The organism is Gordonia sp. SID5947 (assembly GCF_009862785.1).
Taxonomy (GTDB): Bacteria; Actinomycetota; Actinomycetes; order Mycobacteriales; family Mycobacteriaceae; genus Gordonia.
In genome coordinates this window covers 4,287,243-4,303,309 of the sequence record NZ_WWHU01000001.1, presented here as the reverse complement: position 1 = coordinate 4,303,309, position 16,067 = coordinate 4,287,243, and the positions used below count along the sequence as shown (strand labels likewise).

General features: G+C 68.0%; 15 protein-coding genes and 1 pseudogene. 2 read left to right on the top strand and 14 right to left on the bottom strand.

Going from position 1 to position 16,067, the window contains the following annotated elements; genetic code table 11:
- Positions 1–30: 30 nt before the first annotated feature.
- Entirely contained in the window at positions 31–1,560 is a 1,530-nt protein-coding gene (lysS, locus tag GTV32_RS19685; RefSeq protein WP_161061744.1) for a lysine--tRNA ligase, read from the bottom strand.
- A 66-nt stretch (positions 1,561–1,626) separates the two neighbouring features.
- Entirely contained in the window at positions 1,627–3,081 is a 1,455-nt protein-coding gene (locus GTV32_RS19680; protein ID WP_161061743.1) for an aldehyde dehydrogenase family protein, read from the bottom strand.
- 234 nt (positions 3,082–3,315) lie between these two features.
- Between GTV32_RS19680 and GTV32_RS19675 the strand changes: the two genes are divergently transcribed.
- Positions 3,316–3,756, top strand: coding sequence for a rhodanese-like domain-containing protein (locus tag GTV32_RS19675; RefSeq protein ID WP_161061742.1), 441 nt, complete (start codon positions 3,316–3,318; stop codon positions 3,754–3,756).
- Between the two features lie 49 nt (positions 3,757–3,805).
- Here the strand turns inward: GTV32_RS19675 and GTV32_RS19670 are convergent, their stop codons facing one another.
- The 12 genes and pseudogenes from GTV32_RS19670 to hpt form a co-directional block, all read right to left on the bottom strand.
- Positions 3,806–4,615 carry a type III pantothenate kinase gene (locus GTV32_RS19670; protein WP_161061741.1) on the bottom strand — a complete coding sequence of 270 codons (810 nt, stop codon included), beginning with the start codon at positions 4,613–4,615 and terminating at the stop codon, positions 3,806–3,808.
- Between the two features lies 1 nt (position 4,616).
- Positions 4,617–5,042 (bottom strand): aspartate 1-decarboxylase, encoded by a 426-nt coding sequence (panD, locus tag GTV32_RS19665; RefSeq protein ID WP_161061740.1) that lies wholly within the window; start codon positions 5,040–5,042, stop codon positions 4,617–4,619.
- Between the two features lie 32 nt (positions 5,043–5,074).
- Entirely contained in the window at positions 5,075–5,992 is a 918-nt protein-coding gene (gene panC, locus GTV32_RS19660) for a pantoate--beta-alanine ligase (protein ID WP_161061739.1), read from the bottom strand.
- A complete protein-coding gene (locus GTV32_RS19655; protein WP_202422784.1) occupies positions 5,989–6,933 on the bottom strand; it encodes a DUF2520 domain-containing protein in 945 nt (314 codons plus the stop codon). The genes panC and GTV32_RS19655 overlap by 4 nt, the downstream gene beginning before the upstream one ends.
- A 184-nt stretch (positions 6,934–7,117) precedes the next feature.
- A pseudogene (locus GTV32_RS19650) lies at positions 7,118–8,406 on the bottom strand (DUF6779 domain-containing protein).
- 98 nt (positions 8,407–8,504) lie between these two features.
- Entirely contained in the window at positions 8,505–9,038 is a 534-nt protein-coding gene (locus GTV32_RS19645; RefSeq protein WP_161061738.1) for a DUF3180 domain-containing protein, read from the bottom strand.
- On the bottom strand, positions 9,035–9,562 hold the full coding sequence (folK, locus tag GTV32_RS19640; protein WP_161061737.1) for a 2-amino-4-hydroxy-6-hydroxymethyldihydropteridine diphosphokinase: 528 nt from the start codon (positions 9,560–9,562) through the stop codon (positions 9,035–9,037). The genes GTV32_RS19645 and folK overlap by 4 nt, the downstream gene beginning before the upstream one ends.
- Positions 9,559–9,933 (bottom strand): dihydroneopterin aldolase, encoded by a 375-nt coding sequence (folB, locus tag GTV32_RS19635; RefSeq protein ID WP_161061736.1) that lies wholly within the window; start codon positions 9,931–9,933, stop codon positions 9,559–9,561. The genes folK and folB overlap by 4 nt, the downstream gene beginning before the upstream one ends.
- The gene (gene folP, locus GTV32_RS19630) at positions 9,933–10,814 is read right to left on the bottom strand and encodes a dihydropteroate synthase (protein ID WP_161062650.1); all 882 of its coding nucleotides are present in this window, start codon (positions 10,812–10,814) and stop codon (positions 9,933–9,935) included. Before folP ends, folB begins: the two co-directional genes overlap by 1 nt.
- Before the next feature lie 71 nt (positions 10,815–10,885).
- A complete protein-coding gene (folE, locus tag GTV32_RS19625) occupies positions 10,886–11,548 on the bottom strand; it encodes a GTP cyclohydrolase I FolE (RefSeq protein WP_161061735.1) in 663 nt (220 codons plus the stop codon).
- Positions 11,549–11,613: 65 nt separating this feature from the next.
- A complete protein-coding gene (ftsH, locus tag GTV32_RS19620; protein WP_161061734.1) occupies positions 11,614–14,004 on the bottom strand; it encodes an ATP-dependent zinc metalloprotease FtsH in 2,391 nt (796 codons plus the stop codon).
- A 185-nt stretch (positions 14,005–14,189) separates the two neighbouring features.
- A complete protein-coding gene (gene hpt, locus GTV32_RS19615; RefSeq protein WP_161061733.1) occupies positions 14,190–14,768 on the bottom strand; it encodes a hypoxanthine phosphoribosyltransferase in 579 nt (192 codons plus the stop codon).
- A gap of 339 nt (positions 14,769–15,107) precedes the next feature.
- On the opposite strand from hpt, the gene GTV32_RS19610 reads away from it, so the two are divergent.
- Positions 15,108–15,821: a glycine zipper family protein gene (locus tag GTV32_RS19610; protein ID WP_161061732.1), complete on the top strand. Its 714-nt coding sequence runs from the start codon at positions 15,108–15,110 to the stop codon at positions 15,819–15,821.
- The last annotated feature ends 246 nt before the right edge of the window (positions 15,822–16,067 follow it).

The following is a 16,067-nucleotide window of genomic DNA, read 5'->3' as shown; positions in this document are numbered from 1 at the left end:
ACTATTGCTACGGATCCGGGGTGGGTGGGGTCAGACGCGCGGCTTGACCAGCGGGAACAGGATGGTCTCGCGGATGCCGAGACCGGTCAGTGCCATCAGCAGGCGGTCGATGCCCATGCCGGTGCCCGCGGTCGGCGGCATGCCGTACTCGATGGCGGTGAGGAACTCCTCGTCGAGCTGCATGGCCTCGTCGTCGCCCGCGGCCGCGAGTCGCGCCTGGTCGACAAAACGCTCACGCTGGATAACCGGGTCCACCAGCTCGGAATAGCCTGTGGCCAACTCGAATCCGCGGATGTAGAGATCCCACTTCTCGACGACGCCGGGCACCGAACGATGGGAGCGGACCAGCGGCGATGTCTCCACCGGGAAGTCGCGGATGAACACCGGCTGCATCAGGTGCTGCCCAACCATGTGCTCCCACAACTCTTCGACGAGCTTGCCGTGTCCGTATCCCTTGTCCTTGGGGACCTCCAGGCCGACACGCGCCGCGATCGCGAGCAACTCGTCCACCGAGGTCTCGACGGGGACGACCTCTTCGCCCAGCGCCTCCGACAACGACGGGTACATCTCCAGCGAGGTCCAGTCGCCGGACAGGTCGTACTCCGATCCGTCCGGCATCGTCGGCGTGAGTGTTCCGAGCGCGTTCTGCGAAACCTCTTGCACCAGTTCGCGAGTCATCACCGCGGCGTCGTCGTAGGTGCCGTAGGCCTGATAGGTCTCCAACATCGCGAACTCCGGTGAGTGCGTCGAGTCGGCGCCCTCGTTGCGGAAGTTCCGATTGACCTCGAACACCCTCTCGATGCCACCGACGATACAGCGCTTGAGGAACAGCTCGGGAGCGATCCGCAAGAAGAGATCGATGTCGAAAGCATTGGAGTGGGTGACGAAAGGCCGTGCGGCGGCACCGCCGTGCAGGGTCTGCAACATCGGCGTCTCGACCTCGAGGAAGCCCCGATTGCCCAGTGCCTGACGGAGTTCGGCCATCACCGCGACACGGGTACGCGCGATGCTGCGCGCCTCCGGCCGGACGATCAGGTCCACATAACGCTGCCGCACCCGCGATTCCTCGCTCATGTCCTTGTGCGCGACCGGCAAGGGCCGCAAGGCCTTCGACGCCATCTGCCAGTCGTCGGCCATCACCGACAACTCGCCGGTGCGGGAGCTGATCACCTCGCCGTGGATGAAGACGATGTCGCCGAGGTCCACCTCCGACTTCCACCGGCCGAGCGAGTCCTCGCCGACACCGTTGAAGCTCACCATCGCCTGCAGCTGCGTGCCGTCGCCCTCCTGGAGGGTCGCGAAGCACAGCTTGCCCTTGTTGCGAAGGAAGATGATCCGACCGGTCACGCCGACGATCTCGCCGGTCTCGGAGCCCGCCTCGAGGTCGGGGAAGGCGGCGCGGATCTCGGCCAGGCTGTGGGTCCGCGGGATGCTGACCGGGTAGGCCTCGCGTCCCTCGCCGAGAATGCGGTCGCGCTTCTCCCGACGGATCCGGAGTTGCTCCGGGGCATTGTCGTCGGTGGCGGGCGCGGCATTCTGGGTGGTCGGGGTGTCACTCACCCCCGAAACCCTATCGGATCGCCTCCCCGCGAATCGTCCCTGTACCAGCACTCCCGGTCGAAGCGCTCAGAACGGATACCTCTCGATCTCGGCCTGCATGGTGACCCATTGCAGATCGCAGAACGTGTCCAGATTCGCCGAGGTGCCGAAGTGTCCGCCGGTGCCCGACGCCTTGGTGCCGCCGAACGGCGCGACCGCCTCGTCGTCGACGGTCTGATCGTTGATGTGGATCGCACCGGAGCGAATCCGATCCGCGAGGTCGAAGGCCTTGAACGCGTTGGCGGTGAGGATCGACACCGACAACCCGTACTCCGACGAGTTGATGATGTCGATCGCCTCGTCGACGGTCTCATAGGTGGTCACCGGGGCCACCGGGCCGAAGATCTCCTGGGTGAAGGCGGGGACGTCGGTCGGCACGCCACCGAGGACGGTCGGCCGGTAGAACAGACCCTGGTAGGTGCCGCCCGCCTCCAGCGTCGCGCCCGCCAGCACCGACGACTGCACGATCTCGTCGACCTTCTTGAGCTGGCCCTCGTCGATGATCGGCCCGAGGGCGTTGGCAGGGTCGGTGGGGTCACCGACCGGGATGTTGCGGGCCTTCTCCGCCAGCTTTGCCGTGTAGTCCTCGGCCAGCGCGGCCGGGACGAGATGCCGACCGGCCGTCATACAGATCTGCCCCTGGTGGAGGAATGATCCCCAGGCGCCGGCCGATGCCGCGGCATCGACATCGGCGTCCGGCAACACCAGGAGCGCGTTGTTGCCGCCGAGCTCGAGGTGGACCTTCTTGAGCAGGGCCGCAGCGGCCTCCCCGATCTTGCGGCCCGCGGCCGTCGAACCGGTGAAGGAGATACACGGGATGTCGGGGTGGGCGACCATCGCTGCGCCCACGTCGGCTCCCCCGGGCAGGACGTGCAGCAGTCCCTCCGGCAGACCGGCCTCGGCCAACAGCTCGGCCAGCGCCAGGCCACCGGCGATCGGGGTACGCGGGTCCGGTTTGAGGATCACCGCGTTCCCCAGCGCGAGCGCAGGTGCGACCGACCGCATCGACAGGATTGCCGGGAAGTTGAATGGGCTGATCACCCCGACGACGCCGACGGGGACATGTCGACCGATCGACATCCGGGGTTTCTGACTACGGAGGACCTGGCCGTACGGCTGTGAGGCCAGCCCGGCCGCCTCGGACAGTTCCGATGTCACGAGCCCGGCCTCGAAGGCCGCCTTGCCCTGACCGGAACCCGATTCGGGGACCAGCCATCGCGTGAGTCGCGACGGATCGTCGGTCAGCAGCGCGGCGGCGCGGGTCATCACCGCGGCACGTTCGGTGTAGGGCAGCGCCGCCCAGGCGGACTGCGCCACGGTGGCGGTGCGCGCCGCGGCGTCGACGTCGTCGCGGTCGGCGGCTCCGACGGTCGCCAGCACCTCCCCGGTCGCGGGCGCGATGACGTCGAGGGTTCCGGCGCCGCCCGTTGCCCACCCGCCGTCGAAGATCTTCTCGTCCCAGGGATTGCTCGGAGTGCTCATGACTCGACCATAGAGAAGGGGCCGGCGTCGCGGTCGGGGATTGCCCCTCCACCCATCGGGCACAGTTCCCCGCCGATCGGGCCAGATTGCACAGGGGTGGTGGGCTGCCCGGTTGTGTGGCAAACTGTCGCCGTGATCAAGAGCTGTCTGGAGTGTTGTCAGGGCTGAGTACCGCATCTGCGGCCGCCCTTCTTCGACGACCCCCGCTCATCCCGATCACCCTCAGGACCTCTCATGACCGCCGTTCTCGCATCCGTCGATGCCGCCGTTGACTCCTCCCACCTGACCGTCGCCGCGTCGACCGACGCTCCCCTGTCTGTCCAGGCGGCCGACTACGGTGCCCATCTCGTCGAGGGCGCGACCGCCGTCGATGTCCGTAGCCAGCGCAAACGTCAGATCGACGGCGTGCTCACCGGCGCCCTCGCCGTCGATCCGACCGACGTTCTCGCACGCCTCACGCCCGGCGACCCGGAGTCGCTGCGGGGAGCCACCCCGGACGCGCGCTGGCTGCTGGTCAGCGACGACGGCCACGAGGCCGAGTGGCTGGCCTGGCATCTTCAGGCGCGTGGCGTCACCGGCGCGGTCTTCGTGGTCGGCGGCTTCCGGGCGTTGCGTCGGGCAGGCGTCGCCGGCCGCTTCAGTGATCAGGAACTCGCCGCCATCTCGGCACACTGAGCTGTGCATGATCGGCGCGAAAACTGCGCCCGATCGGCGGTGAGCGGTACTACCGGATGCGACTGCGCTGCTGCTTGGACCGTTCGTGCACCAGCCGGAGCCCATCGAGGGTGAGGTGCGGGTGGTGGACGGTGAGCGTCTCGCATTCCTCGAACATCAGCGGGGCGAGGTAGCCGGTGGCCACCACGGTCACGTCGTCGGAGTCGAAACCGTCGACGGTGTCGCGCACCCGGTCGACGAGGCCGTCCACCTGACCCGCGAATCCGTAGAGGATGCCCGATTGCAGGGCCTCCACGGTGTTCTTGCCCAGTACGCTGCGCGGCGGCATCAACTCGACCTTGCGCACCGTGACTGTGTGATCGGACAGCGCCTCGACGGCCAGATTCACCCCCGGTGCGATGGCACCACCGAGGAACTCACCCTTCGCCGAGATCGCATCCACCACGGTGGCCGTCCCGAACGCCACCACGATCACCGGGCCGTCGGGATAATTGTGATGCGCGGCAACACAGTTCGCGACACGGTCGGTGCCGACCTCTTTCGGGTTGTCGACGAGCAGCGGAACACCGGTCCGCACACCGGGTTCCAGCAGGACGTGGTGATGGCCGTCGCCGTAGTAGCGCGGCACCATCACACGCAACTCGCGCAGCAACGACGGAACGGTCGACAGCGCGGCGACGCCGGTCACCTGTTCGACGTCGGAGCCGAGCAGACCCCGGATCAGCAGCGCGAGCTCGTCCGACGTCAGGTTCGGGTCGGTGTGGATCCGCCAGTCACGCACCATCGTCGCGTGGGCACCGCTGCCGGCGAACACCCCGAGATGGATGTTGGTGTTCCCGACGTCGACCGTGAGCAGCATGTCAGGCAGGCGCCTGCACGAGCTCACGCGGATCCAGCAGTCCGGAGCCCTCCGGGACGCGAGCCGGATCGGTCCCGGCGTCGAGAACCTGATTCCGATCGTCCACGAAGACCACCGCCGGCGAGTACCCGCGGAGTTCCTGCTCGTTCATGATCCCGTAGGCGATGATGATGACGAGGTCGTCGGGGTGGACGAGATGCGCTGCCGCACCGTTGATCCCGATGACGCCGGAACCACGCTCGCCGGCGATCACATAGGTCTCGAGGCGGGCGCCGTTGTCGATGTCGACGATGGTGACCTGCTCACCCTCGAGCAGATCCGCGGCGTCGAGCAGATCCTGGTCGATCGTCACCGAGCCCACGTAGTGCAGGTCTGCCTGGGTGACCCGGGCACGGTGGATCTTGGATTTCATCATGGTGCGGAACATCAGTCGGTTCCCTTCCTGGATCGATCTCGCGGTCAGTTGGTGGTCTGTTGGGGGTCGCGGCCGGCAAACCCGGTTCCGATGGCGACGCCCACGTTGTCGATGAGGCGCGCCGGGCCGATCCGGGCGGCGACCAGCAGGCGGCCGTCGCCACGTTCGGGGGGTTCCTCGAGTTGTCGGCCCGTCAGCGCCAGGTAGTCCACCTCGATGGCCGGGTGGGAATCCAGTACCGACTGTGCCGCCGCGAGGATCGCGTCACGTCCACCGGCAGCGGCATGGGTACCGGCGACCAGGGCCGCCGACAGCGTGGTGGCGAGCTCACGCTGCTCGTCGTCGAGGTAGCGGTTGCGCGACGACAGCGCGAGTCCGTCGGACTCGCGGACCGTCGGCACCCCGACGATCTCGATGTCGAGGTCGAGATCGTCGACCATCTGCTTGATCAGCACCAGCTGCTGATAGTCCTTCTCGCCGAAGAACGCCGCGTGCGGTGCCGCGATGTTCAGCAACTTGAGGACCACCGTCAGCATCCCGGCGAAGTGCGTGGGTCGCGCCACCCCGTCCAGCACGGCACCGGCGGGGCCGGGTTGCACCATGGTCCGCCGACCGTCGGGGTACATGCCGGCGACCGTCGGCGCGAAGACGAGTTCCACACCCAGCGGACGCAGCAACGCACAGTCGTCGTCGAAGGTGCGCGGGTAGGCGTCGAGATCCTCGTTCTCGCCGAACTGCAAGGGGTTCACGAAGATCGACACGATGACGACGGTGTTGCCGCGCGACTTGGCGGCGCGGACGAGTTCCAGATGCCCCGCGTGCAGCGCACCCATGGTGGGCACCAACACCACCCGCTTGCCGGCCTGACGCAGCGCCCGGCTCACCCGCTGCAGGGTCGCCGGGTCGCGGTGAACGGTCAGTTCACCTGGGGTATAGGCCTTTTCACTCAGATCCGATGTCATTTCGCCTCCAGCACGTCGAGCAGATCGGCCGGGGCGTCGGTATGGCCTGCGGTGCGGCGGGCCAGCACCCGATAGGCCTCGGCGATGTCGGTGTCGCCTGCCCGGTCGGCCGGCAGGCCACGAAGGGCGGCGAGGTGCTCGGCAACCGCGGCGGCATCGCCGCGCGCGACCGGGCCGGTCAGCGCGCGCGGGCCGAGTTCGAGCACGTTCTGCAGCGCGGCACTCACCAGCGGGCCGAGGATGCGCTCGGCGAGTCGGATACCGCTGCCGTCGACGGTGGCGGCGTCACGCGCGGCCACCCCGTCGGGGCCCTCGATGGCGGCGTTGAGGGCGGTGACAGCATCCGAGATGAGCGTGACCAGATGGTTGGCGCCGTGGGCCAGAGCGGCGTGGTAGAGCACGCGATCCGACTCGGCGATGCGGACAGGTTCGCCACCCATCTCCAGTACCAGGGCTTGCGCGATCGCGTACCCGACCTCGTCGGCGGCGGTGACGGCAAAGGTCGCCTGCGGCAGGCGATTGGTGTCCTCGACGGTCCCGACAAAGGTCATCGCCGGATGGATCGCCATCGGCAGCGCGCCGAGTTCGGCGAGCGGCGCCAGCACGCCGACGCCCTTGGCGCCGGCGGTGTGCAGGACCAGCGTGTTCGGCCGCAGCGTGCCGGCCGTCGCGATGTCGTCGATGACCCCGGCGAGCGCGTCGTCGGGCACGGCGATGACGAGCAGTTCGGAACGGGCCACCACCGCGGCGAGGTCGAGGATCTCGGATTCGGGCAGCCGATCGTCGGCGCGACGACGAGACGCCGCCGACCGCGCGACCACGGCACCGACCACGTGACCGGCGCGCTCGAGTGCGGCGCCGAACGCGGTTCCGACGCGTCCCGCGGAGATCACACCGACGGTGAGCCGGGCAGGCGCGGGCAGATTGGAGAGGCCGGACAGGTAGCGCGAATCATCATCGCGACCCTTGCCAGGGCCGAGACCATCGCTCGGTGAGGTCACCGCTGTCCTCCGAATTCAAAGTTCCAGTCCCGGCTTCAGCTCGGGTACCAGACGTTGCACAGCAAGGTTAGGCCCTGCGGGCACTCAGAGGCCAACGCCTGTGACAGGCCTCACCGGAGAAGTTTCAGTCCTCGCGACGTCGGCGGCCACCGCCGGTCGAGCCGGACTGGCGGAGCTGACTGAGGAGTTCGGACACGGGCAGGCCGGCCGAGTGGGCGCTGTCGCCGTCATCGTCGTCGCGGCGACGACGACGTCCCTGCGCGAACACCGGGCTGCTGCCCTCTCCCGACGACTCGTGCCGCCCCGAGGTGCCAAGGGCCGCCGCCTCCTCGGAGGGCTGGGCCTGGGCTTCGTCGGCTGCTGGGGTCTCGGCCGCGGGGGTTCGGCTGCCTGATCCGCCGGCATCGCTTCGGCCGACGCGGTTTCGGCGGGTGCCGCCTCGGCGACCACGGTCTCCTCGGCGTCGACCTCGACGGCGTCGGGATCGACGGGCGCTCCCGATCGCGCTGCGGCCTTCCATTCGTCGGTGGGGGTCTCGTCGACGAATCCGGCAGGTCTCGGCTGGGTCGGCGGCTGGGGTGCCGACGGCGTCGGTGCGGAGGTGGTGAAGAACGAGCCGGTGGACGGGGCCGGGATGTCGTCGGGTTCGGCGAGCACCGCATCCTCCACCTGGGCGTCCTCGACCTGGGCGTCCTCCACCTGCGTGTCTGCGGTTTCGGGGACCTCGGTCGCGATCCGGCCCGACATCGGGTCGTCGTCGGAGATGACGGGGATCACCTCGGTCATCTCGTTGGGGTCGACGTCGGCGGGCATGTGACGGCCGGCGCCGGCGGCCGGTGCGGTCGCAGCGAAGTCGCGGGCCGCGAGCACGCTGTCGTCGGTGCCGAAGCTCTGGCGGTACGTCGATCCCGTGCTGGGTCGCTCGCCGCCGATGCCCGAGGCAAGTTCGCGCAGTTTCTCGCTCGGCAATGCGGTCCGCTGCTCGGGCAGCGATTCGCCGAGGAGCATCTCCAGGCTGGACCGCAATGCCAGCACCTGGTTCTTGAGTTCGGCGAGTTCCTCGTTGGACTCCGCACTGACCTCTTTGCGGATGGTGGTCTCCACGTCGAGTTCGTACTGCCGGCGCGCGGCGATCTCACGCTCGAGCTGGAGTTCGTAGACGAGTCGCAGATCCCGGCTCTTCGACTCCGCGGTCTCCGCCTGGCGACGGAACTTGGTGACCAGGATGGCGCCGATCACCGCGGCCCACAGTGCGGCGATCACCGCGAGGGAACCCGATACGGACAACTGATCGGTGAAGACCATCAGAATGCTGGCGACCACGGCGAGGACGATGAGCAGACCGAGCAGCCACTGTCCCACCGATCTACCTGTTCGCCGCGACTCGGTGGAACGGCCGTTCGAGGTCGTCATGTTCGTGAACATACCGCCTGACAGCACCGATGTCGGCGAACCGAGGCGGAGAGTCACCGATTCACCCTCTGCCGTGGACTCGCTGCCGTGAACTTGCCTCAGGCGTGACCCGGATGGCCGCCGACGCGGTCGTCGGTCGGATCGTCGGGAGCCCGGCAGCAGTACTCCAGCCACAGCGCCGCGGCCACCAGCAGCACACCGCCGACGACCCCGACGATCGCGCCGGGCAGGTCGTGATCGGCGGCCGCCAGATCGTGCCGGGTGGCCAGGAAGACGATGAGGCCCGCCCAGACGCCCACGGCGATCGCACCGAGGATGGCCGAGGCCTTCGCCAAGGCGAGCACACGGGCCGCGGTGAGCGGGTGTAACTGGCCGCGCGCCCGCCCGACGTCGCGCGAGGCCACCCTTGCCCGGACGATGAACGCGATCAGTACCTCCAGTGCGGCCAGGATGTAGAGCACCACCCCGGCGAGCAGCGGCATCGGCGGCAAGCTGCCGTAGTTGTAGCGGACCAGCACGAACGCCGTGACCGCGACGATGGCCGCGATCACCGTCAGATCGCGCAGCCGGGTCGGTCCGAGGCCCGGCTCCTGGTCCTGATCTCCGCCGGACTGCCGTCGTGGTTCGGTCATCGACGCCTCACCAGTGGTAGTTCGGCCACCGGCACCACACCGGCGCTCTCGGCCGGGTCGATGCGGCCGACGAGGTCCGCCACGGCCCGCGTGCCGGAGGGGGTCCACAACGTCGCGTCCGGCTCGATCACCAACCACGGGACCAGGACAAAGGCACGTTCGGCGGCGCGCGGATGCGGGAGCAGCAGTCGCGGGTCGTCGCTGCGTACCACCTCGTCGCCCTCGGTCACGGTGATCACGTCGACGTCGAGTGTCCGCGGACCCCATCGGACCTCGCGGGTGCGCTCGGCCGCCTCCTCGAGTTCGGCACCGACGGCGAGCCACTCGTACGGACCGCGCGGCCCCTCGACGATCAGCGTGATGTTGTAGAAGTCCTCTTGCTCCACCCCGCCCCAGGGCGGTGTGGAGTAGACCGGCGACACCGCGACGAGATCGTCGGCGAACCGCTCGACGACGGAGTTCAGGTGGCCGAGCCGGTCACCGACATTGGAACCGGCCGACAGCACGGCACGCGTGGTCGTCATCGGGCCATGCCTTTGCGGGACCGGCGCGTCACCACCGCGACGTCTGCGAACTGCAACGGGATCGGCGCAGACGGCTTGTGGACGGTCACCTCGCACGCCGCGATCCGTTCGTCGTCCATGATCGATTCGGCGACCTCGCCACCGACCGCCTCGATGAGATTTCGCGGCTCGCCCGCGACGATGTCGTGGGCCTTCTGGGCGAGCGCGCCGTAGTCGACGGTGTCGTCGAGGTCGTCGCTAACCGCGGCGACCGCGAGGTCGAGCCACAGCGTGATGTCGAGGATGAAGTCCTGACCGTCCCGGCGCTCGTGCTCGAAGACGCCGTGATTACCGCGGACGACGAGTCCCCGCAGTTCGATCCGGTCGGCCATCAGTGACTCACCGCTCCCGTGTCGTCGGCGTCGCGCGGGCGAGCGGTCCCCCGGCTGCCCCCGCGGCGCCATGCACTCGCGACCGCGACGGCGTCGCGGCTCTTCTCGACGTCGTGCACCCGCACGGCCCACGCTCCGTCCATCGCCGCGAGCGCCGAGACGGACGCGGTCGCTGTCTCCCGGCCGGCAGGCGGACGCAGTTGGCCGTCGCGGGCCAGCAAGGTACCGAGGAAGCGTTTGCGCGATGCCCCGACGAGGACCGGGAAGCCGAGACCGACAAGAGTGGGCAACGCGTGCAGGAGCGCCCAATTGTGTTCGGCGGTCTTGGCGAATCCGAGACCGGGATCGAGGACGATGCGGTTCGGGTCGACTCCCGCCGACACCGCGGCATCGACCTGCGAGAGCAACTCACCCGACACCTCGGCCACCACGTCGCGGTATCCGCCGGTGTCGCCGATGCCGTGGGTGAACGTGCCGTCGGGATCTCGGTCGGCGCGCTCGATCGGGCGCCAGTGCATCAGAATCCAGGGCAGGCCCGACTCGGCGACCACACGGGCCATGTCGGCGTCTGCCCGCCCGCCGGAGACATCGTTGATCACCGAGACACCGGCCTCGATCGCCGCCGCGGCGACGGGCGCTCGCATCGTGTCGACCGAGAGCGGCACGCCCGCACCGGCCAGTCCGGTGATCACCGGGACCACCCGCTTCGCCTCGTCGTCGGGATCCACCCGGCTGGCTCCCGGCCGCGTCGATTCGCCGCCGATGTCGATCAGGTCGGCGCCTTGGGCGATCAGTTCGTGCCCGTGCGCGATGGCGGCGTCGTGGTCGAGGTAGCGGCCACCGTCGGAGAACGAATCGGCCGTCACGTTGATGACGCCCATCACGAGGGTGCGGTCGGCCGGCGCGAGTACGCAGTCCCGTTGTTCTGACGGCATCGGTCGGCGAACCGCGCTCAGGTCCGCGAGATCAGGTCGAGGGCCTCACCGCGGGACACCGCGCTCGTCTTGAACAAGCCGCGCACCGCGGAGGTGGTGGTGGTGGCGCCGGGCTTGCGGATGCCGCGCATGGCCATGCACAGATGCTCGGCCTCGATGATGACGATCACCCCGCGCGGATCCAGACGTTTGACGATCGCGTCGGCCACCTGGCTGGTCAGCCGTTCCTGCACCTGCGGACGTTTGGCGTAGAGATCCACCAGCCGCGCCAGCTTCGACAGCCCGGTGACCTGCCCGGACACCCCGGGGATGTAGCCGACGTGCGCCACCCCGTGGAAGGACACCAGATGGTGCTCGCACGTCGAGTACAGCGGGATGTCCTTCACCAGGACCAACTCGTCGTGGTCTTCGTCGAACATGGTGCCCAGCACCTCGCTGGGATCGGTGTAGAGCCCGGCGAACATCTCCCGGTAGGCGTTGGCCACGCGCTTCGGCGTGCGCTGCAAGCCTTCTCGGGTCGGGTCCTCGCCCACCGCGATCAGCAGTTCGCGGATCGCGGCCTCGGCGCGGGCCTGATCGAAGTGCCTGCCCTGAGGCGTGGTGAGTTCGCCCGCGGTGCCGTCGGTTCCGGCGGCGTCGGCGCCGTTCACGCGGGCGTCCTGGTGTTCACTGACCGTCATCGTTCATCTGATCCGTTCTACGAACGTGTGTGCGGGCGGGCGGCCGGGTTTGGCCGACGCCCTGGTCAACCGCCGGGATTCTCGGGGTGGCCGTGGCGGCCGGAGCCATTGGTTCCGGTGCCATTCGTACCGCCGCCATTCGGACCGCCGCCGTTGGCACCGCCGTTGGCGCCCGACCCGTTGGGACCACCCGGTGCGGGCGTCGAGTCCTGCGGGGGCCACCCCGGCGCCGACCAGTCGCGCGGTGCGCCGTAGTCGGGCCGTGTGCCGTGCGTCGGCTGCCCCGGATAACTCTGCTGTCCCGGGTAGCCGCTCTGTGTTCCCGGATGGCCTCCGCCGCCGTACTGCTGCGGACCGGGCGCCGACTGCGGCGGGTACGAGGGTGGAAATGCCTGTCCGGGAGTCGGATTCGGATAACCCGAACCCGGCTGTCCGGCACCGCTGCCGGGCGCACCGGGATGCGGGCCGCTTCCGGCGCCCACGGGCTCCGGCACCGGATTCGGCGTGACCGGCTCGGGCGGCCACGGCTCGCCGCGCTCGATGGCCAGCTCGCCCGGAGTCTTCACCGGGGGCTTGTCGCTCGGCGTGCGCTCACCGAACTCGTTGAAGGTGGTGATGCGCGGACGCTTCTGCACGTTCGAGAAGATCCCCTCGAGATCCTTGCGGGTGAGGGTCTCCTTCTCGAGGAGTTCGGTCGCCAGCACGTCGAGGGTGTCGCGATACTCCGCGAGGATCGCCCACGCCTCGGTGTGCGCGGCCTCGATCAGGCGGCGCACCTCGTCGTCGATCTCGCTGGCGATCTCGGCGGAGTACGACGCCTGGTTGCCCATCGACCGGCCCAGGAACGGGTCACCCTGTTCCTGTCCGTAATGCACCGCGCCGAGCTTGGCGCTCATGCCGTATTCGGTCACCATCGCGCGCGCGATCTTGGTCGCCTGATCGATGTCCGACGACGCGCCGGTGGTCGGCTCGTGGAACACGAGCTCTTCGGCCGCGCGACCGCCCATCGCCATGACGAGGCGTGCGATCATCTCCGACCGCGTCATCAGGTCCTTGTCCTGCTCGGGCACCGCGAGGGCGTGACCGCCGGTCCGGCCGCGAGCCAGGATGGTGACCTTGTAGATCGGGTCGAGATCGGGCATCGCCCACGCGGCGAGCGTGTGCCCGCCCTCGTGGTAAGCGACGGTCTTCTTCTCGTGCTCGCTGATGATGCGGCTCTTGCGGCGCGGGCCGCCGATCACCCGGTCGACCGCTTCTTCGAGCATCTCGGCGGTGATGGTGTTCTTGTTCTCGCGGGCCGCGAGCAGCGCGGCCTCGTTGACCACGTTGGCCAGGTCGGCGCCGGACATGCCCGGCGTGCGCTTGGCCAGACCGTCGAGGTCGGCGTCGGAATCGATCGGCTTGCCCTGTGCGTGCACCTTGAGGATGGCGCGACGACCCGCGATGTCGGGGTTGCCGACGGGGATCTGCCGGTCGAAACGTCCGGGACGCAACAGCGCCGGGTCGAGGATGTCGGGCCGGTTGGTGGCGGCGATCAGGATGACGCCGGACCGTTCACCGAAGCCGTCCATCTCGACGAGCAGCTGATTCAGGGTCTGCTCACGCTCGTCGTGGCCGCCGCCGAGGCCGGCACCGCGCTGGCGGCCGACCGCATCGATCTCGTCGACGAAGATGATGCAGGGGCTGTTGTTCTTGGCCTGCTCGAACAGGTCACGCACCCGGGAGGCACCGACACCGACGAACATCTCGACGAAGTCCGAACCGGAGATGGTGAAGAACGGCACGCCCGCCTCACCCGCGACGGCCCGCGCGAGCAGCGTCTTACCGGTACCGGGCGGCCCGTAGAGCAGCACGCCCTTGGGGATCTTGGCGCCCAGCGCCTGATAGCGCGCCGGGTTCTGCAGGAAGTCCTTGATCTCGTAGAGCTCTTCGACGGCCTCGTCGGCGCCGGCTACGTCGGAGAAGGTGGTCTTGGGCATGTCCTTGGTGAGCTGCTTGGCCTTGGACTTGCCGAAGCCCATGACGCCGCCCTTGCCGCCACCCTGCATCCGGTTCATCACGAAGAAGAAGAGACCGAACAGCAGGATCATCGGGAGGATGAAGATGAGGATCTGCCAGAGCGCCGACTGCTGACTGACGTTGGTCTGGTAGGGCGCGCCCGTGCTGGTGACCGAGTCGAAGACCTGCTCGCCGGCCGACGCCGGATACTTGGCGCTGATCTTGGTGACGTCGTCGCCGTCGACCTTGATCGGGTTCTTGAGCTCGATCCGCAGGGTCTGTTCACGGTCGTCGATGTCGATCCGGTCGGTGTTCTTGACGTTGAGCTGGGTCAACGCGACCGAGGTGTCCACAGACTTGTACTCGCGACCCGAGTCGCGCATCACGCTCCAGCCCCACAGGGCGAGCACGATGAGCGCCACGATGGCGAGGTTGCGGAAGACTGACTTTCGGTTCATGCCTGTTGGTGGTGGTGGGGCTCGGCTGTTGGCGGCCCGCGCCTTCCCACTGTCCTTCCCGGTCGACGTCGTGGACAGTCTCAGGTGTCTTCTGCTGACTGTCCGTATTAGAGGCTACCGGTCAACGAACAGCCAGGGAAAACCGTTCCGCACCACCTCGGTGGCACCTCACCCCTGGTAGGACGTCAGTTCTGGTACACCGACGGCCGCAGCCGGCCGATGTAGGAGAGATCGCGGTACCGCTCGGCGTAATCGAGCCCGTATCCGACGACGAATTCGTTCGCGATGTCGAAGCCGACGTCGGCGACGTTCACCGGCGACCGCACCGCCTCCGGCTTGCGCAGCAGGGTGCACACCTCGAGCGACTTCGGGTTGCGGGTGGCCAGATTCTTCATCAGCCACGACAGCGTGAGCCCGGAGTCGATGATGTCCTCGACGATCAGGACGTCGCGGCCGGCGATGTCGCGGTCGAGGTCCTTGAGGATGCGCACCACGCCCGACGACGAGGTGGCCGAGCCGTAGCTCGACACCGCCATGAACTCCATCTGCGACGGGATGGGCAACGCCCGCGCGAAGTCGGTCATGAACATGATCGCGCCCTTGAGCACACCGATCAGGACCAGATCCTCGTCGATGCCCGCATAGCGCGAGGCCACCGAGTCGGCCAGTTCCTTGGTGCGTTGCCGGATCTGCTCCTCGGTGATGAGGACCGCTTCGATGTCGTCGCCGTACGGGTCTGTGCCACTGAGACTTGGGGGCTGCACGTCCCCTAGCTTGTCATGCCCGATGCGAACCGTGTCGGCGACTGCGCGGTCCGGCCCTTCGAGGCGCCGACGAGACGGCCGTAACGCTGTAGGACGTTCGTACGACATCCCGCGAGAGAACGGTGTGTCGCCGATCACACTCAGATCACGAATGGCAACATCTCTTCACACCCGACACATTTTTCTCCTGAGAGGACCGCGAATTTGTGAAGGTGAACTGTCCGCAGAGAAAGTGATTAAAGGGGGTCTGATCCTTTGTTCTGCGAACGAAAAATCACCTGCTGTGCCCTTTTCCCCAGGCTCGTGTCGACAGAGCCGATTACGCGAAAGACATCCCCTATGTTCACTGCCCGGCGCACCGGCGCATCCCGGCGGCACACTCGCCTCCACTTGACTCTCCTGGCTTCGATTTCCCTTGCAACCGCATTGATTACGGCCTTCGCCGGATCGGTGCAAGCGGCCCCGGCGAAACCTGCGCCGACGACCTACGACGTGGCGGTACGCGCCGGTTCGTTCAGCCTCACCGTGCACAACGGTTCGATCAGCACCAATTCCGGTGCACTGGTGATTCGTAATTCTGCCGGCGCCGAGAAATTCCGGATGCCGCTGGCCTATCGGAAGGAATATCAGCAGTTCCCGATCGATGCGCGCACGGTCGGTAATACCGCGACGCTGATACCTTCTCGAAATGTTGCGCGGTCGACGCCGGTGAATCCCGTAGAGGTCGAGGCGCTGCGGGTCATCGCTGCCAACCAGGTCGACGCCCCGCAGACCAAGAAGGAGCGGGATGATCAAGCGCTAGCCAGATTCAACCAAGAGTTGAGCGCTGGCTTGACGATCTCGTCGCTGGTCGGAACGGTCCTCGGGGCTATCGTCGGCGGAGTTCTCGGATGTGCAGGCGGAATTGCGGTTGGATGCTTGCCGTTCATTCCGCTGGGCGCAAGCATCGGTGGGATCGTGGGCCTTGCCCTTGGCGGTGGAGGCTCCCTCATCGGCGCTGCCATCCAGTACTTCAACACCATCAACTCCCCGTTCGTCCCACCCAAGAAGTAAGCCAACCACCCCGACGGTCCGCCTCAGCGTTCGACGAGGCGGGCCGTCAATCTGTGTCGGGCACCTCGGCCGCGCCGGCCTGACCGAGCCGCCGTCGCACCTCACCGAACATCGACATGCGGATCTGCTCCGGGACGCGGGCCGATCGAGAGATACAACGGAACGTCGGACACCTGGGCAGCGCACCGACCCGGCTCAGGCGGGCGGCGCCCCGAGTCGCGGCAGCGGCGCGACACCGAGGGCCTT

What these genes read in the sequence shown, in the direction of transcription:
- panC (WP_161061739.1), bottom strand. Translation starts at nt 5,992, where the DNA reads ATGACATCGGATCTGAGTGAAAAGGCCTATACCCCAGGTGAACTGACC.
- folK (WP_161061737.1), bottom strand. Translation starts at nt 9,562, where the DNA reads ATGACGACCACGCGTGCCGTGCTGTCGGCCGGTTCCAATGTCGGTGAC.
- panD (WP_161061740.1), bottom strand. Translation starts at nt 5,042, where the DNA reads ATGTTCCGCACCATGATGAAATCCAAGATCCACCGTGCCCGGGTCACC.
- GTV32_RS19610 (WP_161061732.1), top strand. Translation starts at nt 15,108, where the DNA reads ATGTTCACTGCCCGGCGCACCGGCGCATCCCGGCGGCACACTCGCCTC.
- GTV32_RS19670 (WP_161061741.1), bottom strand. Translation starts at nt 4,615, where the DNA reads ATGCTGCTCACGGTCGACGTCGGGAACACCAACATCCATCTCGGGGTG.
- GTV32_RS19675 (WP_161061742.1), top strand. Translation starts at nt 3,316, where the DNA reads ATGACCGCCGTTCTCGCATCCGTCGATGCCGCCGTTGACTCCTCCCAC.
- folE (WP_161061735.1), bottom strand. Translation starts at nt 11,548, where the DNA reads ATGACGGTCAGTGAACACCAGGACGCCCGCGTGAACGGCGCCGACGCC.
- folB (WP_161061736.1), bottom strand. Translation starts at nt 9,933, where the DNA reads ATGGCCGACCGGATCGAACTGCGGGGACTCGTCGTCCGCGGTAATCAC.
- folP (WP_161062650.1), bottom strand. Translation starts at nt 10,814, where the DNA reads ATGGGCGTCATCAACGTGACGGCCGATTCGTTCTCCGACGGTGGCCGC.
- GTV32_RS19645 (WP_161061738.1), bottom strand. Translation starts at nt 9,038, where the DNA reads ATGACCGAACCACGACGGCAGTCCGGCGGAGATCAGGACCAGGAGCCG.
- GTV32_RS19680 (WP_161061743.1), bottom strand. Translation starts at nt 3,081, where the DNA reads ATGAGCACTCCGAGCAATCCCTGGGACGAGAAGATCTTCGACGGCGGG.
- ftsH (WP_161061734.1), bottom strand. Translation starts at nt 14,004, where the DNA reads ATGAACCGAAAGTCAGTCTTCCGCAACCTCGCCATCGTGGCGCTCATC.